The sequence below is a fragment of the Frischella perrara genome (assembly GCF_000807275.1).
In the GTDB taxonomy this organism is placed as follows: Bacteria; Pseudomonadota; Gammaproteobacteria; order Enterobacterales; family Orbaceae; genus Frischella; species Frischella perrara.
On the sequence record NZ_CP009056.1, the window covers coordinates 2,062,073 to 2,083,247 of the forward strand.

16 protein-coding genes are annotated in these 21,175 nt (G+C 32.6%); 7 read left to right on the top strand and 9 right to left on the bottom strand.

Annotated elements, in window-relative coordinates:
• Positions 1 to 8: 8 nt before the first annotated feature.
• Entirely contained in the window at positions 9 to 992 is a 984-nt protein-coding gene (locus tag FPB0191_RS08945) for an AEC family transporter (protein WP_039105458.1), read from the bottom strand.
• A 1,034-nt stretch (positions 993 to 2,026) separates the two neighbouring features.
• Between FPB0191_RS08945 and FPB0191_RS08950 the strand changes: the two genes are divergently transcribed.
• A complete protein-coding gene (locus FPB0191_RS08950) occupies positions 2,027 to 2,911 on the top strand; it encodes a lipase family alpha/beta hydrolase (protein WP_039105459.1) in 885 nt (294 codons plus the stop codon).
• A 1,062-nt stretch (positions 2,912 to 3,973) separates the two neighbouring features.
• Entirely contained in the window at positions 3,974 to 4,858 is an 885-nt protein-coding gene (locus FPB0191_RS08955) for a lipase family alpha/beta hydrolase (RefSeq protein ID WP_039105462.1), read from the top strand.
• 197 nt (positions 4,859 to 5,055) lie between these two features.
• Here the strand turns inward: FPB0191_RS08955 and FPB0191_RS08960 are convergent, their stop codons facing one another.
• Genes FPB0191_RS08960 through FPB0191_RS08980 form a run of 5 tightly spaced genes read right to left on the bottom strand, consistent with a single transcriptional unit; the run spans position 5,056 to position 8,877 of the window.
• Positions 5,056 to 5,877, bottom strand: coding sequence for a transporter substrate-binding domain-containing protein (locus tag FPB0191_RS08960; RefSeq protein WP_039105464.1), 822 nt, complete (start codon positions 5,875 to 5,877; stop codon positions 5,056 to 5,058).
• Between the two features lie 58 nt (positions 5,878 to 5,935).
• Complete coding sequence (locus tag FPB0191_RS08965; RefSeq protein ID WP_039105465.1) at positions 5,936 to 6,361, bottom strand: GNAT family N-acetyltransferase; 426 nt, start codon at positions 6,359 to 6,361, stop codon at positions 5,936 to 5,938.
• 24 nt (positions 6,362 to 6,385) lie between these two features.
• Entirely contained in the window at positions 6,386 to 7,144 is a 759-nt protein-coding gene (locus FPB0191_RS08970; RefSeq protein WP_039105467.1) for an amino acid ABC transporter ATP-binding protein, read from the bottom strand.
• Positions 7,141 to 7,881, bottom strand: a complete 741-nt coding sequence (locus FPB0191_RS08975) for an amino acid ABC transporter permease (protein WP_039105469.1) — start codon at positions 7,879 to 7,881, stop codon at positions 7,141 to 7,143. The genes FPB0191_RS08970 and FPB0191_RS08975 overlap by 4 nt, the downstream gene beginning before the upstream one ends.
• Before the next feature lie 57 nt (positions 7,882 to 7,938).
• The gene (locus FPB0191_RS08980) at positions 7,939 to 8,877 is read right to left on the bottom strand and encodes a glutathione S-transferase family protein (protein WP_039105472.1); all 939 of its coding nucleotides are present in this window, start codon (positions 8,875 to 8,877) and stop codon (positions 7,939 to 7,941) included.
• Positions 8,878 to 9,112: 235 nt separating this feature from the next.
• Between FPB0191_RS08980 and FPB0191_RS08985 the strand changes: the two genes are divergently transcribed.
• Entirely contained in the window at positions 9,113 to 9,892 is a 780-nt protein-coding gene (locus FPB0191_RS08985) for a hypothetical protein (RefSeq protein ID WP_039105473.1), read from the top strand.
• Between the two features lie 138 nt (positions 9,893 to 10,030).
• On the opposite strand, the gene panC is transcribed toward FPB0191_RS08985, so the two are convergent.
• Genes panC through FPB0191_RS09000 form a run of 3 tightly spaced genes read right to left on the bottom strand, consistent with a single transcriptional unit; the run spans position 10,031 to position 12,582 of the window.
• Positions 10,031 to 10,882: a pantoate--beta-alanine ligase gene (panC, locus tag FPB0191_RS08990; protein ID WP_039105474.1), complete on the bottom strand. Its 852-nt coding sequence runs from the start codon at positions 10,880 to 10,882 to the stop codon at positions 10,031 to 10,033.
• Between the two features lie 3 nt (positions 10,883 to 10,885).
• On the bottom strand, positions 10,886 to 11,743 hold the full coding sequence (gene panB / locus FPB0191_RS08995; protein WP_039105476.1) for a 3-methyl-2-oxobutanoate hydroxymethyltransferase: 858 nt from the start codon (positions 11,741 to 11,743) through the stop codon (positions 10,886 to 10,888).
• Complete coding sequence (locus tag FPB0191_RS09000) at positions 11,740 to 12,582, bottom strand: Rossmann-like and DUF2520 domain-containing protein (protein ID WP_039105478.1); 843 nt, start codon at positions 12,580 to 12,582, stop codon at positions 11,740 to 11,742. Before FPB0191_RS09000 ends, panB begins: the two co-directional genes overlap by 4 nt.
• A 436-nt stretch (positions 12,583 to 13,018) precedes the next feature.
• Here FPB0191_RS09000 and nrdA point away from each other — a divergent pair, with 436 nt between their 5' ends.
• The 4 genes from nrdA to FPB0191_RS09020 all read left to right on the top strand — a co-directional run bounded on the left by nrdA (position 13,019) and on the right by FPB0191_RS09020 (position 21,107).
• Positions 13,019 to 15,304, top strand: a complete 2,286-nt coding sequence (gene nrdA / locus FPB0191_RS09005; RefSeq protein WP_039105479.1) for a class 1a ribonucleoside-diphosphate reductase subunit alpha — start codon at positions 13,019 to 13,021, stop codon at positions 15,302 to 15,304.
• Between the two features lie 157 nt (positions 15,305 to 15,461).
• Positions 15,462 to 16,592, top strand: coding sequence for a class Ia ribonucleoside-diphosphate reductase subunit beta (gene nrdB, locus FPB0191_RS09010; protein ID WP_039105481.1), 1,131 nt, complete (start codon positions 15,462 to 15,464; stop codon positions 16,590 to 16,592).
• A gap of 716 nt (positions 16,593 to 17,308) precedes the next feature.
• On the top strand, positions 17,309 to 19,978 hold the full coding sequence (glnD, locus tag FPB0191_RS09015) for a bifunctional uridylyltransferase/uridylyl-removing protein GlnD (RefSeq protein ID WP_039105482.1): 2,670 nt from the start codon (positions 17,309 to 17,311) through the stop codon (positions 19,976 to 19,978).
• 205 nt (positions 19,979 to 20,183) lie between these two features.
• Positions 20,184 to 21,107, top strand: a complete 924-nt coding sequence (locus FPB0191_RS09020; RefSeq protein WP_039105483.1) for an AEC family transporter — start codon at positions 20,184 to 20,186, stop codon at positions 21,105 to 21,107.
• The last annotated feature ends 68 nt before the right edge of the window (positions 21,108 to 21,175 follow it).

A 21,175-nucleotide genomic window follows, 5' to 3' on the forward strand; every position in this document is an offset into this window, starting at 1 on the left:
ATTTTTTATTACGCTACACCAGGTACCATAAAGTCCATGATGAGTAATAATGTTGGTAAAATAAAGATGGATAAAACAGTAGAAGCGAAGAAAATACTTGATGCTTGTTCTTGTTCTACGTTCCAGTTATAAGCCAAAATAACGGCTGTTGAAGCAGTTGGCATTGCGAGTAAGAACACAAGTTCTTCTGCTTCCATACCAGTGATACCAAATAATCTTACAGCAATTAGCGCTATGATTGGCGTGAAGAAACTCTTTAAAATAATATTTACAATTAACGGTTTGGAGAATTTTAATTTAACACCATATATACCTACTCCCACCGCAATTAACGAGATGAAATTACAAGCATTAGACATAATATCAAATGTGTTAAAGATAAAATGTGGCATCCAATTTAAACCATCAGTTGTACTCACAATTAATCCAAGAATAACAGCTAAAAACATAGGCTTCATAAGTGAACTTTTCACAGCACTAAAAACCATATTTCCAGTTACTTTACCGCCTGAAATTTTAGTATCACATAATTCCAATAAGAAAATTGTCATTGGGATTAATGATAATGCCACCACAAAGTTAGCCACTGCAACAGATATAGTTGAAGATGCACCTAACATTAAGGTTAGAAATGGAACCCCCATTCCACCCATATTAGGGAAACAACAGAGCATAGAATTCATAGCGGTTGATTTTAAGTCTTTATGTAAAAAATATTTGTTCGTTAAGAAACAAACAATCCACAAAAAAGACATGGTACAGAAAAAGGCGATCATCCAAATACCATTAAAGATTTCTGACGGTTTTGCATGAGCAGTATGGACAAAAAGCAGTGCCGGAAAGACAAAGTTTGAGACTAATCCGGATAATAACTTCTTCGAATCTTTAGTAAATATTTTCTGTTGTACGCACAACCAACCCAAAAATATTAGTAAAAAAACTGGAAGACAAGAACTTATTACTTGCCCAACTGCTGACCAGATGAGATTCATTTTTTAAAACTCCTAAAAATTACATTACTTAAAATTTATATTCTGTAAATGATCGGTAACTTTGATTTGAATTTTTATTTATAGACCGAGCTAAAAATAAGGGGGTATTAAAATAGGTCATACCTAAATATATATAACATCATACATTCATATGGAGTAACTTAATGTTAGTTAGCTTGTTTCCACACATCATACTCATATTTAATTGTAAATAAGATTACAGCCCTTAAGATGTTTATTTGTTAAAATTGATAACTTAAGAAATATTATAGCTTAAACTTATCGATCCTGATAAACCAAAATATACTAATATTGTTAAAAAACAAACAGTTATCAAAAATAAATTTGATTAATATCAAAAATAACTTTTTTTTATTATATAAAATAGTAAGCGGATTTTTATAAAATGAAGTGTTAAATAATAGTAAAAGTTAGATTTTAAACGATTTTTTAGTAAAAAATGTGATTTTACATCGAAATTATATGAGAAAAATACATATAAAGTCTAATTTTACATAATTATCACAGAAAATCACTTAGTTATTATTTTTTTAATATTATATTTGAAATTCGTTAAGTATTGATAGAAAAATAGCACTTATTCTAAATTCTATTTGACATTTGGGAAAAATATGATTAACATATTAGATAATCAAATTAGTGTATAAATTACTTACTCACCATCCTTTGTTTTAAGCTAATAATTAGATACTATTCTCTCGTTTTTTCTTCAACTTATTTCTATCAATATTTAGTTGTAAAACCAAAAAAGAATCAAATCTGAGTAATAAAGTAATACTTATTTTTCAACCTATTTTTAATAACAAATCATTATTACTGATACTTGCTATTGAGCATATTTAATACATTCACACATTTTATCAATCAGTTATTTCTCATCTTAAATTTTATAGCTATTTGCTATTAACCATTTAAATGGTGGCTATAAAAATAAATTTCAAAATTGTTTGTAGTTTATTGTTGTTTAAATATTCAAAAAATAAATCTTAATTAAATCAATAATGGAGGAAACAATGGAACAAACAATTCAAACAAAGTACCCTATAGTTTTGGTACATGGCTTATTTGGATTTGATAAAATTAAGGGCTATCCTTATTTTTATGATATTCCAGAACGACTAAGAGAACTAGGTTTGACAGTCTTTACCCCTGCTGTTTCAGCAGCTAACAAAACAGAAAAACGTGGTAAACAATTGTCATCAGAGATTTCAAAAATCCTAAAAAAAACTAAGGCGAAAAAAGTGAATTTAATTGGTCATTGCCAAGGAGCGCCAACTTGTCGTTATGTTGCAGCGGAATCTCCTAAACTTGTCGCATCAGTTACATCTGTTAACGGAGCAAACTATGGCAGTGAAATCGCAGATTTAGTCATTGATGCTTTAGATGGCAAAATCATTGGTGATAAAGCGACTAAAATTATTAATCTTTTCTTATCTTTTTTAGGGTTATTTAGTACTAAACCTTTCTTACCACAAGATTTTTATGAAGCAACGAAAAGTTTAACAACTAAAGAAACGGAGGAATTTAACAAAAAATACCCTCAAGGTTTGCCTCAAACATGGGGAGGAGAAGGTAAAGAATTAGAGAGTAATGGCATATACTATTATTCATGGAGCGGTATTATTAATTCGAAAAAAATCCTAGCTGAAGGTTTAAATAATCTTGACCCATCACATACAATAATGTATGCCCTAAGCAAATTATTTTCTAATGAGAAAGATCAAAATGACGGATTTGTAGGACGTTTTAGTAGTCATTTAGGCCAAGTAATCAAATCTGATTACCCTATGGATCATTTGGATGCGATTAATCAGATTCACGGCATTCATCCTAATTCTCTTGATCCTGTTCAACTCTATATTGACCACGCTAAACGGTTGCAGGAAAAAGGATTATAATCAGTTATTAGGGTATTTACTTTTATGAAGAAAAACCACTTACACAATGGTTTTTAAATATTACCCTATATAGTTAATTACTAATCCTAAGTAATATTAATTAAGCCTGTTTTAGTATTCTAACACCTAAATAATTTCCATTTTTTTATAGCTATCTATCATAAAATTTGAAAGGCTATAAAAATAAACGCCATAATTATTTGGGGTTTATTAATTATTTGGGAATAAAAAGGATTTGATTCCCAGATAATTTTACCTAAGATAAATAGTAATAATAAGCATATTTTTCAAACTACATAAGTTTTCTAGTATGTAGTTTTTTATTTTTAATATTGTGAAATAATTACTATTTTTCAATATCTTCATAACGCATCTAAAATTAAACATCACTGTTTTTCTATAAGCAGTTTTTACTGCTTTTGCTATTGGAAATTGCTATAAGCTCACATTTAATAAAACAAGTGAAATCCTAAAAAAATTTTAGGACAATCAAGCAAAGTATTATCAAGTTTAATTAGATTATTTTACATATGAATTAACATTATTAATCCACATGTAATATTCAATACTTAATATTGATATGCTAATTTCTTGCAGTAATATATTGATTTTATATAATTTTTTACACAAAATCGATTAATATAGAAAATGACACAGGTGAATCTAAAACACCTGCTTCATATGAACTATTATAAGTGGCGTATCCATGATTATCATTCTAAGCATCGGAATGCTGTAACATCTTCTGCTGAAATGCACCCAAAGCATTGAGATAATTTAGATATTGAATATATTTAACATTTAATTAGAAATGTTCTGGAATTTTTTTAAATATCGATAAGAATATTGCCAATGATGTTTTTATTCAACTTGGCATCATGTTTATTGCACATGTTATTGATGATTGATATGAAATTAAATCTTTTTCGAATCATCAATATTTGTCACTTACTTTGTATATGTTTTATAGCGCTATCCCTCAATAAAATCTCAATAATATTCGAATATTATTGATCAAGTAATAATAAAATCACTTTCATTTCAAATTATAAAGGACTAATGATGAAAAATACAACACAAACTAAATATCCTATCGTTTTAGTACATGGATTTAATGGCTTTGATAAAATTATGGGGTTTCCCTATTTCTTTAACATCGATAATAGCCTAAAAAAAAACGGTGCTATAGTTTTTACCCCAGCCCTCTCTGCTGCGCATTCTACGGAAATGAGAGGTGAACAATTAATAGCAGAAATAAATAAAATATTAAAAGAAACTAAAACAAATAAGGTGAATTTAATTGGGCACAGTCAAGGTGCTTTAACTTGCCGTTACGTTGCGGCTGTTTCTCCCGAATTGGTTGCATCCGTGACTTCAGTAAATGGTGTAAACTTTGGTTCAGAAATTGCCGATATAGCACTGGGCGTTTTAAATGCGAAAGTTATTGGTGATGTGGCTACCAAAATCATGGATTGTTTCACCAAATTTTTCAGCTTATTGAGTAATAAAGCATTATTACCACAAGATTATTATCAAGCAATTTATAGTTTATCCACTGAAGGAACAGCAAAATTTAATGAAAAATACCCACAAGGTTTACCTAAAGAATGGGGAGGTGAAGGTAACGAATTAGAAAGTAATGGTGTCTACTATTATTCTTGGAGTGGTATTATTAAATCGGATGCGTGTGATAATGAAGGGTTAAATAGAATGGATCCATCACATATTATTTTAGCCACATTAAGCCAATTTTTTACTAAAGAAAAACATCAAAATGATGGACTAGTAGGACGTTTTAGTTCTCATTTAGGAAAAGTAATTAAATCCGACTATCAGATGGATCACTTGGATTCTATCAATCAAATTGCCAATTTGCATCCGAAAGATCCAAATCCAGTCGATCTCTATATTGAGCATGCCAAACGTTTGAAAGAAAAGGGATTATAATTAAATTAGGCTTTATTATGAATGAAAACCACCTTAAAAGGTGGTTTTTTATGTTAATAGTCGAAATTTAATGAATTTATTAAACTCAACAAACAACTACATTTGTAAAAATAATTGGGATTATCAATATACATCAATTCACTAATCGGATCAAATCACTTAATGTAAAATTATTAAAAATTAATGTAACAATTTATTTACTTTGGTGCATAATCTGCTTTAAAGTAGCGATAACTAATTTCAGTAAGTTTACCATTTTGAATGATTTTCTTAATACCTTGATTAAGATCTTTTGTTAATTGTTCCCCTTTTATCCCCTTACTGACTAATAGATAACTGTATGGTAAGCCAATACGAGCACTATCTGCAGTGCTTAATTCTATACTTTTTAGTTTTAACTGATGCTTTTCGATAAATAGCATTAACATTGCACGATCCACTAACTGAAAATCATATTTTCCACTTTCTACATGCTGTAAGAGAGCTAAAAGGTCGGCTTCACTATAATGAATATCAACCGGATTATTCGAATTTTGTAGATTATATTGTTCCAAAGCTGTTGAATAATTTAAACCCGGTGTGGTTTCGGTAGATTTACCTTTTAGATCATCAAAAGAGTTGATACGATTATCGTTTGCTCTTACCGCAATAACATATTGATTAACAAATATGGGGTCAGTATAAAAATATTTTTCTTTGCGCTTCTCATTCATTGCAAAATTATTAGCACCTACTTGATAGCGATCGGCATCAAGTCCAGCTAATACTGACGGAAATTCGGTCACTTCGAACGATATTTGATATTGAGGTAATTCTGCAAAAATAGCTTTAACTACATCTATATCATATCCTATTAATTCACCTTGACCATTTACGGTAACAAAAGGGCTGGGCTCACCAGACGTCGCTATGACAATTTTCTTTTTTGCCGTGGCTTGCGAGGTTTCTGTTTTATTATCACATCCTGTTAATATCAATATTCCTGAAATTAACAGCAGATACCATTTAATATATTTCATAACTTCAACCTCCTCATGTAATTATCTTTCGACTATGAGATATTCTGTATTTTCACTACTAGATAAACCCCATATTTTTCATTTCTTCAATATGATCTGATTGATAACGTGCCATTCCCGTCTTCATTAAATTAAAGCCTAAATGCTGATAAAATTTAACTGTTTGCGGATGCGTATATAAAATGATGTTGCACTGTTTAACTTGTTCAACCAGTTTTTCCACAATTAATCTACCATATTGCTTACCGTGTAAATGTTTAGCCAATGCAATGTTATAAATGGCAGCTTGACAAATCCCATCTGATAATGCCCTTCCCACTCCCACAACACGATTGTTTTCTAATAAAAATACAACGGCATAACTTCTTTCAAACACTTGTTTCTGAGTTGTGGCATCAAATTCACTTAATCCAAACAATCGTAATAATTCCGCAACTTGTTGCCAATTAATGCCTTCACAGTGCTGTTGGATAACTATTTCCATAATTTTTCCTTCTTTTGTTGGCAGTCAAATTTCATAATCCGATTGGAAAGTTGCATAATAACGCGATAAAAAGGCTTTAGTTCGCGGATTTGTTGGATTATTAAAAACTTGTTTTGGTGTACCATCTTCAATAATTTGTCCTTGATCTAAAAATAATACTCGCGAAGCAATTTCACGAACAAACTGCATTTCATGAGAAACTAAAATCATTGTATTGCCAGATAAAGCAGCTTGTTTAATACACATTAATACCTCACCAACCAATTCTGGATCTAACGCCGATGTTGGTTCATCAAGTAATAATACTTTAGGATTCATAGCGAGTGCTCTTGCAATCGCCACACGCTGCTGTTGTCCGCCAGAAAGTTGTTTTGGATAGTGATAAATTCGTTCACTTAACCCTACTGCCGTTAACTTTTCTAATGCAATTGAAGTTGCTTGTTCTTTGGATAGTTTTTTAACAACTAATAATCCTTCCATAACATTTTCCAATGCATTTTTTTGTTGAAAAAGATTAAATTGTTGGAAAACCATTGCACTTTGTTGCCTAAATTGGACAACATCACTATGTTTTATTTTTGCTAAGTCAATCTGCATCTTATCAATACGGATTTGTCCTTGTTGGGGCTTTTCTAACAAATTTAAGCAACGTAATAGCGTTGATTTACCGGCTCCAGATGCACCAATAATTGCAATAATTTCGTGCTGTTTAATGTCCAAGCTGATTTTGTTCAAAATACAATTTTGATTGAAATTTAAAGTGAGGTCTCGAATACTAATCATAATAACTTGCCTCGTCGATAACTTGGAATAGAATTAGAATCAGGAATAGTTACTCGTTTTTCACAATATTTAACTAAATGTTCAATCATAATCGTTAATGACCAATAGATTAATGCTAATGAAATATAAACTTCAAAATAACGATAGTTAAATCCAGCAAGGATCTTGCCTCTAGCCGTCATTTCAACAACAGAACAAACAAATGCTAAAGATGTTCCTTTTAAAAGACCAATCAGGGTATTACCTAAATTAGGTAATGCTACGATGAACGCTTCAGGGATAATAATGCGTTGTAATACTTGGCGATAAGTCATACCAAGTGACTGTGCAGCTTCAATTTGCCCTTTATTCACGGATTGTAAAGCTGAACGAATAGTTTCGGAATTATAGGCAGCCTCATTGAGGGAAAAAGCAATTAAAACAAATAACATTGAGGGGATATTATTCACGTTATAATCAGTACCATTAAAATAGTTGATATAACGTAAAATGACCGGGATACCATAATAACTCAAGTACAATTGCACCAATAACGGCGTACCACGCATAAAAGAAACAAATACCGTAGCAAGTGGCGATAAAATCATAATACGATTCATCTTAATCAGTGCAATGATTAATCCAATTATTACACCAAAAATCATTGAGATAACGGTTATAAATAAAGTCATTGGTAAATAAACCAATAATGTTGGAATTTGACTAAAAATTAATGAAAAATCTACAATATTGGGCATAACGCTTTATCCTAATGATCAATAATATTAACTGCTAAATCGCTGTGATTTTGTATATCAAATTGGTGTATTCCAAATACTTATATCAGGACCTAGAGGTAAAATATCATGAGGATTTTTAGCATGATTACCTAAACAATAACCTTGTTTTATCGCTTGAAAATCAGTGGTTAAGCCAAATGCAGGAATTTGATAAAGTTCACGTGCATAAGCCCACAAACGAGGGAAATCAACTAAACGATTACGATTGGTATTAAACACTGAATAATAAGCCACATCAAAACGTGCTAATGTTACATATAAACGGATATCAGAATCTGTAATCTGATCACCAAAAAGGTAACGAGAATGAGCTAAACGTTTTTCAAGTTCATCTAAACGGTTAAAGACTAAGTGATAAGCTTCTTCATACGCTGATTGCGATTGAGCAAAACCTGCTTTATAAACACCATTATTTAATTCATGAAATAGTGTCTGATTAAATGCTTCAATATCAGCGCGCAAATGATCGGGGTATAAATCAGGTGCATCTGCTTTGTGAAATGGTTTAAAAACAGTTTCCCAATAATAAGTTAGATTGAAATAGTCATTATTGACGACTTTACCGGTTTTAACATCAACCACCGTCGGTACCGTTGCTCGTCCACTGTATTGTGGATCAGTTTTAGCATATATTTCCGGTAAATAACGAATACCTAATACGGGATCGACGCCATTATGATCTAACGAAAATTCCCATCCTTGTTCCGTTCGAATTGGGCTAGCTTTGCCAATACTAATTACATTTTCTAGCCCTAATAATTTGATAGCAATAATCGAACGATGCGCCCAAGGGCATACCGCAGCCCATAATAATCGATAGCGACCTGATTCGACAGGCAACATGCCTGGTTGGTCACCAAAAGGGGTAGTAAAATGATTTTGTTGACGATTAAATTTACCACTTTTATCAATTTCCTTTGCCTCTTCCGAGGTCACAACTTTTCCTATTGCCATAGAACGGTTCCTTATTTTTGGGCATAAATTGATGACATTTAAGGCGTACTAAAGCAATCTAACATCAAATAATTAAGTGATAAAATAACCAATAAATATATGGATATAATCATCTATTATATTAAACAATATATGTTGATAAATCTTTACAAAGGTTTATATAAGCTATGTATATACGTTATATCAATTTTTTGTTATGATTGTATAAAATATGAATAGTGTGGGATAAATATAAATGTTTTATAATTTAGTGCCAGCTGAACTACAAAATGATTTTGATGCACTACTTAATGATTTATCTTATTTACCCGAACAAGCAAAAGAAAGTTGTCCATTTTGTCACCATATTGATTTTCAGAAAATTCGCCAAAAACCTTTAACTTTTCGTTGTAAATGTTGCCATAAATATTTTAATCCTTTGACTAAAACCCCATTTAATCGTTTAGTACCTACAATCTGGTTAGGATTAATTTTAACGCGCCGTATTGAGAAAGTTACCCTTGAAACCTTAGCATATGAACTTAACTGTACCCCTGAAATGGTTAAAAGACGGGAACGTGCTTTAATCGACTATATGCAGCAGCATTATCCAAAGTTTCATCAATGGTATACGCAAACCCGGTTACATGAAAACAATATGTTACCAACAACCATTAAACAACAATATATTGATTTATCTGAAATCATAGATCAATTATTAATTATTGAAAAATTTCCCTGCGCTTATTGCCAATCTTCTAATACTGTAAGAATAGGTCAAAGAGCTGGATTTCGTTGTCGGAGTTGTCGTAAAACATTTAATATCCTTAAGGATACTCCTCTCAATAAAATTCCCCATGCAGAACTATGGAAAACTTTTATTGAATTACTGGTAAAAAATAACACTAACAAGTCTATAGCCCAAACTCTCGAATTAAGTTTAAATACTGTAAGTAAGTGGCGTAAAGTATGGTGTGAATTAATGCAAAATTGGGGTTATGAAGAACTTGCTGTTTGGTGTAATAAAAAACAATAGCAGTAATTACCCCTTTATGCTGCCTTCATTCCTTATTCTGGTTAATGAAAGATGAAGAAAATCAATCATACCGGAATAATCAGCATTTAAACTGGTTATTAGTATGACTGATTTTGAATTTAATTAACATGTTAGCTTTTATTCGGGTAACGTAAAAACGAAATTATCAATTAAACGAGTGTTACCGATAAACACTGCTAAAGCGATTAATACACTTTGCTCTATATGTTTTACAGATTTGAGTGTATTGAAATCGGTAATTTCAATATAGTCTATTCTGGCTAATGGCTGCTGTTCAATTACGGTTTTCATCGCATTAATTAATTTATCGCTTTGTCGTTCGCCTTGCTGTAATAAAGACTTTGCCAAAGTTATCGCTTGATAAAGACATAAAGCAGCATTACGTTCCTGTGTGGATAAATAACTATTGCGTGAACTTTTAGCTAATCCATCCGCTTCACGAATAATTGGACATCCGACAATGACGATAGGGATATTTAAGTCATTAACCATTTGTTTTATTACCGCCAATTGTTGGGCATCTTTCTGACCAAAATAAGCACGATCTGGTTGTGTGATATTGAATAACTTTGTGACCACCGTGCAAACACCTTTGAAATGACCTGGACGTCGTTTGCCACAAAGTTGTTCAGTAATACCGATCACATCAACGAAAGAACTAAAATGCGGATCATACATTTCACTGGCTGGTGGGCAAAAAATCATATCTACCCCCATGTTTTGGCAAGCAAGTATATCTCGATCAAGATCACGCGGATAATTGGCTAAATCTTCATTTGGACCAAATTGTATGGGGTTAACAAAAACCGACACAATGACTTTATCATTTTGTTGTTTAGCTTGTGCCATCAGACTTTGATGACCTTCATGTAAATAACCCATTGTTGGCACTAAACCCACTGTTAAACCCTGTTTACGCCATTCTTTTATTTGATTTCTAACATCAGCGACGGTATTGAAAACTTGCATCGTTTATTCCTCTTTTTTGCTATTAGAAAATTCGTCCATCAATGTGTGGATAATAGTTTCATCTATTGAGAATTCATGTTCTGGCGCTGGAAATTGGGCTTGTGCAACTTCTTGGCAATATTCTGTAAATGCTTGTTTCATTTGCTGACCTATCGGTGCAAATGTCTTAGTGAACTTTGAACAAATCCCATCATACATTCCTAACATATCTTGAAAAACTAAAACTTGGCCATCACATCCCACTCCTGCACCAATACCTATGGTTGGTATATTCACTAGTTCAGAGATTAGTTTTGCCAATGCCGCAGGCACACACTCCAATAAAATCGCCACCGCACCAGCCTGTTCAACTGCCAACGCATCAAGAATGATATCTTTGGCTTGCTGATACGCTTTACCTTGCACCTTATAGTTACCTAACGTTTTAATAGATTGAGGCATTAAACCAATATGAGCAATTACTGGAATAGATGCTTGGGTAATCATTTTTATATGTTCACAAAATGCTCTGCCCCCCTCTAATTTCACTACTTGAGCTTGTCCTTCTTGTACTAAACGACCAGCATTACGTACAGCATCATATACAGAAGCATGATAAGACATGAACGGTAAATCCGTAATTACTAATGCCGATTTGACTGCTCTTGCCACCGCTTTTGAATGATGAATCATGTCTTCCATGGTGACAGATACCGTATCCTCATAACCCAACATAACCATTCCTAATGAATCCCCTACTAATATACAATCTATACCAGTCTGATCCATCAGTTTTGCTGTTGTATAATCATAAGCGGTTAACATCGTTATTTTCTGCTGCTTTTGTTTGCGTTGTTGTAATGTTAATACTGTATTTTTCAAAATGATAACTCCAATTGTAAACGTTGATAGTCCTTATCTGGGTGTTTTTGTTGACTTAGGTTTATAAGAACTTTAGATAAGTATTGGTAAATAGGTTTGATTTCGTCTGGCAGGGCGGCAAGATGTTGTTGAATTGTTGCCACATCACCGCGTTCAACCGGACCTGTTAATGCTTGTTTAGCACCTAAATGGCATAAAGCCTGTGCATTATCGAGAAATAATGGTTGCCACGCTTGTTTAGCAAATTGGTCATCTAATCCGCAATGCATAAAGAGTTGACTACCCAGTTCTGCTAAAGCAATAACGTGATTACTTAGCAAGACACAAGCCGCGTGATAAAGTGCTTTTTTTTCAGTTCTAATTGTGGCGATAGGATTATTTAGTGGTTTAAACAATGTTAATAATTGCTCTATCATCCCCTCATTTGCTTCTAGAGTGAAATAGGCATGATGAAGAGATAAATAACTATTAAAACGATCTGAAATTGCATATAACGGATGTAAAGAAAATCCGAAGGGATAGCTAACTTGTTTATGACTAAATACCTGAGAAGATAATAATCCACTGCAATGACCGACTAATTTATTATTGAGTTTCAATGTCATCAACTCTGACCATACAGATACTATCTGACTATCTGGTACCGTAATAAAAATGCAATCACATTCTTGAACAAGTGCCTCTAATGTTTCAAATGCATGGCTATTAGTAAATTGACTAGCTTGTTTGGCACTAACAGATGAGAGACTATAAAAACCGCACACGTTAAAACCACATACCAGCAAATATTTAGCTAAACTACAGCCCACTTTGCCAGCACCAATGAAACCTATTCTCATTATTTTCTAATAATTATTAAGCATGCCATATTATAGCCTGCTTACTAAGATGTTCAACAAATGGCTTTTATATGAATTTTTAAAGGATATTCTTGCTATCAGACAGAATTAAGTAATGATCGACTTGTTTAAAGTTGCTAAATATATTTTAGTCTCCCAAAATAGCAAAATTAACGACAATTTATATTTATTTGTCTTTGTAAATAGCCCAAGGGATTTAATTTTATGACCAAATTATGAAACGCTTTTTGTCTCTAAAGCCTTATGACAAAACTGTTTTAGCTCTATTTATAAATTTCAATTTGTATTATTTTTAGACAAAAAACACAATATCTAGTGGTAATGTTATTAATAGATACTACATATTGTATTTTTTGATTATTATCAATTATCATATATTTTATTAAAGTTTGTTTTTCAATTATGGATAGGGGCGATGAATAAATCTATATTAGTCACAAAACGCAATGGTAAAAAAGAACCGATTGATCTTGATAAAATCCACCGTGTTATTACATGGGCAGCGGAAGGTTTAAGTAATGTATCGGTTTCTCAAGTTGAATTAAGATCACATATCCAATTCTATGATGGTATTCGTACAGCTGATATTCATGAAACTATCATTCGTGCTGCTGCTGATTTAATCTCTCAAGATGCGCCAGATTATCAATATTTGTCAGCTCGCCTAGCTATATTTCATCTACGCAAAAAAGCCTATGGTCAATTTGAACCACCTAAACTCTATGAACATGTAAAGAAACTTGTCGCAGATGGTCGTTATGATAAACATTTGTTAACCGATTACACGGAAGATGAGTTTAATCAAATGGATACTTTCTTAGATCATTGGCGCGACATGACATTTTCATACGCTGCCGTGAAACAACTTGAAGGGAAGTATTTAGTTCAAAATCGTGTAACAGGTGAAATTTACGAAAGCGCTCAATTCCTTTATATACTCGTTGCAGCTTGCTTATTTGCCAATTATCCTAAAGAAACGCGTCTGGATTATGTTAAGCGTTTTTATGATGCAGTTTCCACTTTTAAAATTTCCTTACCAACACCAATTATGGCAGGAGTGCGGACTCCAACTCGTCAATTTAGTTCTTGTGTTTTAATTGAATGCGACGATAGTTTGGATTCCATTAATGCTACTGCTAGTGCGATTGTTAAATATGTATCGCAACGTGCTGGAATCGGTGTCAATGCAGGGCGTATTCGTGCATTAGGTAGTTCTATTCGTGGTGGAGAAGCTTTTCATACAGGTTGCATACCATTTTATAAGTATTTTCAAACTGCTGTTAAGTCTTGCTCACAAGGTGGAGTACGGGGTGGTGCGGCAACCGTGTTTTATCCATTATGGCACTTAGAAGTAGAAAGCCTATTGGTATTACGTAATAATCGTGGTGTAGAAGAAAACCGAGTTCGTCATCTTGATTATGGCGTACAAATTAATAAATTGATGTATCAACGATTAATCAAAGGTGAAGATATCACATTATTTAGTCCTTCGGATGTACCTGGACTTTATGATGCCTTTTTTGCTAATCAAGCTGAATTTGAACGTTTATATTGTCAATATGAAGCGGATGAATCAATTCGCAAACGCGCTGTTAAAGCGGTTGAATTATTTTCTTTGCTCATGCAAGAACGCGCATCAACCGGACGAATTTATATTCAAAATGTGGATCATTGCAATACTCATAGTCCTTTCAATCCAGACGTTGCCCCTGTTCGCCAATCCAATTTATGTATGGAAATTGCGTTACCAACAAAACCATTAAATAACATAAATGATGCCTCTGGTGAAATCGCCCTTTGTACGTTATCAGCATTTAATTTAGGATTGATTGAATCACTAGATGAATTTGAAGAACTGGCCCGTTTAGCCGTTCGTGCCCTTGATAATCTGTTAGATTATCAAGATTATCCTGTTCCAGCGGCCAAAACTTCGACAATGAATCGCCGAACATTGGGTATTGGCGTGATTAATTATGCTTATTATTTAGCTAAACATGGCGTTAAATATTCTGATGGCAGCGCTAATAACTTAACCCATCGAACCTTTGAAGCTATGCAATACTATTTATTGAAAGCGTCAAATGAATTGGCAATGGAAAAGGGAGCTTGCCCTTTATTCCATGAAACAAACTATTCACAAGGAATCCTTCCTATTGATACCTATAAACGTGATTTAGATGATATTGTTAAAGCTAAATTAAATTATGATTGGGAAGCATTACGCCAATCCATTAAAACACATGGTTTACGTAACTCAACACTATCAGCTTTGATGCCATCGGAGACCTCTTCACAAATTTCTAATGCTACCAATGGTATAGAACCTCCACGCGGTTATGTCAGTGTGAAAGCATCTAAAGATGGTATTTTAAAACAAGTAGTTCCTGAATATGACACACTAAAACGATTTTATGAACTGCTTTGGCAAATTCCAAACAATACCGGTTATTTACAATTAGTTGGCATCATGCAGAAATTTATCGATCAATCCATTTCAGCTAATACCAATTATGATCCAACTAAGTTTGCCAATGACAAAGTCCCGATGAAACAGCTTCTCGCGGATCTACTCATTGCCTATAAGTATGGTGTTAAAACGCTGTATTATCATAACACTCGCGACGGTGCTCAAGACATGCAAGAAGATATTACGATCTCAACTTCGGATGATGGTTGTGAAGGTGGTGCTTGTAAAATTTAGTTGTTCATCTTTTAGTAAGCTAGTTTTGTAAATTGTAACAAACGTTTGTTTAACGTGTACATCTGGTTGTAGGCAATAGTCTGCAACTAGGCTTTTTACGGTTGAATTTCATCAATATTCAAACGTAACAACCCTTTTTATCATTAAGGATTTAAGCATGAATTATACCATTTTCTGTCAAACACATAATGATCAGCTCAAGGAACCTATGTTTCTCGGTCAACCCGTTAATGTGGCACGGTATGATCAACAAAAATATGAAATGTTTGAAAAACTGATTGAAAAACAACTTTCTTTTTTCTGGCGTCCCGAAGAAGTTGATGTTTCGCAAGACCGTATTGATTATGCTGACTTACCTGAACATGAGAAACATATTTTCATTAGTAATTTGAAATATCAAACACTATTAGATTCAATTCAAGGTCGTAGCCCTAATGTGGCTTTATTACCGTTAATCTCTATCCCTGAATTAGAAACATGGGTGGAAACTTGGGCGTTTTCCGAAACGATTCATTCTCGTTCTTACACACATATTATTCGCAATATAGTGAATAATCCTTCAATTGTATTCGATGATATTGTCACCAATGAAGAGATCAAAAAGCGGGCAACTGATATCGCAGGTTACTACGATGATTTAATCACTTATTCCAACTATTACAACTTGTTAGGTACTGGCAAGCATGATATTAATGGCCAAACTATTACTATTGATAAGCGTGAATTAAAGAAAAAGCTGTATTTATGTCTAATGAGTGTTAATGCCCTAGAAGCTATTCGCTTTTACGTCAGTTTTGCTTGTTCTTTTGCCTTTGCTGAGCGTGAATTAATGGAAGGTAATGCGAAAATTATTAAGCTCATTGCCCGAGATGAAGCTCTACACCTAACCGGTACACAATTTATGATTAACACCTTACGTAGTGGTGAAGATGATCCAGAAATGGAAGAAATCGCGAAAGAGTGTGAAGGTGAATGTTATGAGTTATTTTTACAAGCAGCAATCCAAGAAAAAGAGTGGGCTGAATATCTGTTTTCGGGTGGTTCAATGATTGGTTTAAATAAAGATATTTTATGTCAATATATTGAATATATCACTAACATTCGAATGCAAGCAGTGGGACTTAAATTACCCTTTGAAACAAAATCAAATCCTATTCCTTGGATAAATAACTGGTTAGTCTCCGATAATGTTCAAGTTGCTCCACAGGAAGCCGAAATTAGCTCCTATTTGGTTGGTCAAATTGATGCTGAAATCAATGAAGATGATCTGAGTGATTTTACTCTATAGTGACTTAATCAATTTTTAGCTAAATGATAGGGATTAGTTTCGATCACATTTTTATGGCTATTCCGTAGCTTTTGGTTTGAAATTAAATTTTATTTTTAAATCTTGATTAATTTAAGCCGATGATATAAATCGGCTTTTTTATAACAGCTATTACTATAATAGTTATTATTTAGCTAATTTTTTAATATCAATTGATTATCTTAGAAAAAGTTAATTTATTACATTAATTTTAATAAATTATAGCTATTATGCACTATAAATGTAAATTTTTTGTAAAAAATAGTAAGCAAAATACGCTTAATTATAGTTAGCTTATGAATAAAATGATATTAAACAATCGGTTAAGTTAAGAAAATATTAATATTTTTTTACAAAAGTGTTGCGTTATCAGTTTTTAAATGTTAATCTAAATTTAGCTTAGAAATTGACTGGAATAACATTGTAAAGTGTTTTTTTGGTAGATTTCGAAGCTTATTTCCTTTCTGTTAATAGTTATTTTGGGCTTATCTCATAAGCCCTTTTTTTTTATGTTAATTTCACATGTTTTCTTTTTTTAACGTTTTTCATTCATTCTTATCAGATTAGTTGAATTTATTTCTTTTTATTTATTAATAACAAATGATAAAACTAGCTTAACGTCAAGTAGTTATTGACATCCTATGTTTTTAGGATAACGATATAAAATAATATCAATAATTGGCTTTAATGATTGCTTGATGAACACTGACATATATTCAACGCTTAAATTCCCTTTTTCACCACTTAATTTTACTGATGAGGAATTAACAATTGCTCATCTGAAGCAATCTTTAGATCAATTCTACCAATGGTCAGTAGCTGAATTTAAAGCAAACGCTGATATAGAAAAATTAATTTACACGCGGGCAAAATTTATTGATGAGCTATTGATTCGTTTGTGGAAGAATTTTCATATTCCAGATCAGGTTACGTCGATATTTAAATCAAATCGCATTTCTTTAATCGCTGTCGGTGGTTATGGTCGTAGTGAATTACACCCTTTATCAGATATTGATATATTAATACTTAGTGACAAAGAACTAACGAGTCAAATGGAAGAGCAAATCGGTCAACTAGTTCGATTGTTATGGGATTTGCATTTAGATGTCGGTCATAGTGTACGAACTCTAAAGATATGTTTACAAGAAGCCAAAAATGATATTACCATCATGACGAATCTTATAGAATCAAGATTAATTGTTGGTAATCAAGAACTATTTGACGAATTACAGCAACAAATACTCAATGAAAATATTTGGCCATCTAAGACATTTTATCAAGCTAAAATCCAAGAACAATTACAACGCCATCAACAATATCACAGTACAAGTTATAATTTAGAGCCTGACATTAAAAATAGTCCCGGTGGCTTACGCGATATTCAAATTATACAATGGATTGCACTCAGACATTTTGGGAAAGAATCATTACAGAAAAATGGACATTTTGTTTACCTCACATCAGAAGAAATTGATGAAATTAATAATTGTCGTCGTTTTTTATGGCGTATGCGTTTTGCCCTTCATAGCGTGATCAATCGTTATGACAATCGATTATTGTTTGACCGACAATTAAGTATTGCCAAATTATTAGGTTATCAAGGCGAGGGTAACCGGCCAGTTGAAAAAATGATGCGTGATTATTATCGTGTAGTACATAACATTACTGAGCTTAATCAGATGTTATTACAACTATTTGAAGAGTCTATTTTATCACTTAAATCAGATAAACCTTATGATATTGACGAGTATTTTCAAGTTCGCGATAAATTGATTGATATAAAAAATAACGATCTATTTATTCAATATCCGGTTATGATTATGCAATTATTTCATACCATACTATTAAATCCACAAATCATTGGCATTCATTCTAATACTATTAGGCAATTACGTTCAGCTCGTCGTAAACTTGATGGTTTATTATGCCAATTACCACAAGCACGCCAACAATTTTTACAAATTATCAAACATCCTGATGCAATAAAAAAAGCCATTTTTCTTATGCACCGGCATGGGATTTTAGCTAAATATATTCCGGGTTGGAAACGTATCGTTGGCATGATGCAGTTTGATTTGTTTCATATTTATACAGTTGATGAACATACTATTCGTTTATTATTGGAAATAGCTGACTTTACAACCGAAGAAGGACAGAAGAAACATCCGAATAGTTCAAAAGTTTATGCCAAATTACCTAAACCGGAACTGTTAATTATTACGGCTCTTTTCCACGATATTGCTAAAGGACGTTCTGGAGATCATTCTGAATTAGGTGCTGAATTAGTCGAGCAATTCTGCCAATTACATGATCTTAGCGAAAAAGAGACTAAATTAATAGTTTGGTTAGTCCGATACCATTTATTGATGTCAGTAACTGCGCAAAGTCGTGATTTACAAGATCCGGCTGTTATCCGTGAATTTGCTCAGCAAGTCAAAAATAAAAGTTATTTGCAACATTTGCTATGCCTGACTGTTGCCGATGTTTGTGCTACCAATGAAACGCTTTGGAATAGCTGGAAACAGAGTTTGATGCGTGAGCTTTATTTTCAAACCGACCGCTTATTTGAATTAGGCATCCATCGGATTCCAGAACATCGTAGTATTGCGAGAGAACATAAAAAACTGGCGCTAGCCCAGCTTGTCCAAGATGGTTATGATGAGTTAGAAATCAAACAGTTTTGGAAAGATTATCTTTTTGATTATTTTTGGCGTTATACTACTGAACAAATCGTATGGCATGTTAAGAATTTACTCAATCATGATCTTACACAACCTCTAGTTGTCATTAATCAAATCCCATTTCATGGTGGCACTGAAATTTTTATCTATTCTCCAGATAGACCATATCTCTTTGCAACAGTAAGTAGTGAATTAAGTAAACGTAATCTTAATATTCATGATGCATTAATTACAACGAATAAAAAAGAGTTTGCTTTAGATACCTTTATTGTATTGGATCCTTATGGTCATTTGATAAATAACGATCGTCACCAAGAAATCAAAGATAATCTTGAAAAAGCATTACGTCAAAATCACTATACAAGAGTAAAAATTAAACGTCTTTCATCAAAACTACGTCATTTTAAGGTGCCGACCCAAATTAATTTCTTATCGTCATTTAATGAACGCACAACATATTTAGAATTAATTGCTCTTGATCGTCCCGGTTTATTAGCTCGTCTAGGCGAAGTATTTTCCAATCTTGGATTATCATTGCGTAGTGCTAAAATTGTTACTATTGGAGAACATGTGGAAGATTTGTTTGTACTAACGAATAAAGATAACCAAGTTTTAAATGAAAATACCTGTGATCAATTACAACTCGCAATTATGATGGCAATTGATGAATTAGATAATGAGTCTTAGAATGGCTTGTTAAGCTATCGATACATAAAAAGGTCACCTATTCTTTACTTAGTTATTCAGTTAAAACACTTATATAGGCTGACCTATTAGTTTTGGTTATTTGTTTGCTTAGTCCTTACGATATTTGATAATTTTCAAAGACGTATATTTTTTCTTAGGCACACTATATAATGCTTAAACTCTGCACAAAAATTACTAATTCATTATGCAATTTTTTCTAATATTGTTCCCTATTTTTTGCATTTTCATTGTCGGATTTATATCTCAAAAGTTACTCCATTTTGATATTGCTAACCTATCAAAAATGTCATTGTATGTTTTATCACCATTTCTAGCATTTAAGACATTCTACACTCATACCTTAACGATTGATTATATTTTTTATAGTATTTATCTATTTTCTCTATGTTTCATCATAATTGGTATAGTTTACTTTTGTAGCCTCTTTATGAAATGGAATACTCAGGAAAATTGTGCCATGATACTTAGTTCGTGCTTTATGAATAATGGTAATTATGGTACACCGGTTATTTTAGTTTTCTTTGGTGAAATGGGGTTTGATTTAGCCGTTATTATCATGGTCTTACAACAATTTGTTATGAGTACTGTGGGCATTTATTATGCAGCGAAAGGGAGTAGTGGTGAAGATATCGTAAGTCAAAAAGCAGTGCTTAAAAAAGTTATACAGATGCCAATTGCTTATGGTGCATTACTGGGTATTCTCTTTCAATTATTCCATATCCCATTAACCTCATCTATCCTCAATTCAATAGGCATGATTGGTGATGCCTCTATAGTTATTATTATGATTATATTAGGTATGCAACTATCTATGTTAACCATTAAACATATAGATTATAGTAAAATTACGATTGCTTTAACTATTAGAATGATCATTTCACCACTGATTGCTACAGTATTAGTATACTTTTTACCAATTGAAACGACTTACAAACAAATATTAATTATACTTGCCGCTATGCCGAGTGCTGCCAATACTACCCTTATGTCTGTACAATTCAACACTAAGCCAGAGTTAGTGTCCAGTTCGACCTTTATAAGTACACTTATAAGTCTAATTACATTACCGATAGTACTTTGGTTGGTTGGAACTCCAATTCCTAGCTAATTGGACAATTACTTAGATAACGTATGATTAATTTTCAGTTTATTGTTGAATTAATTGGTTTAACCAAT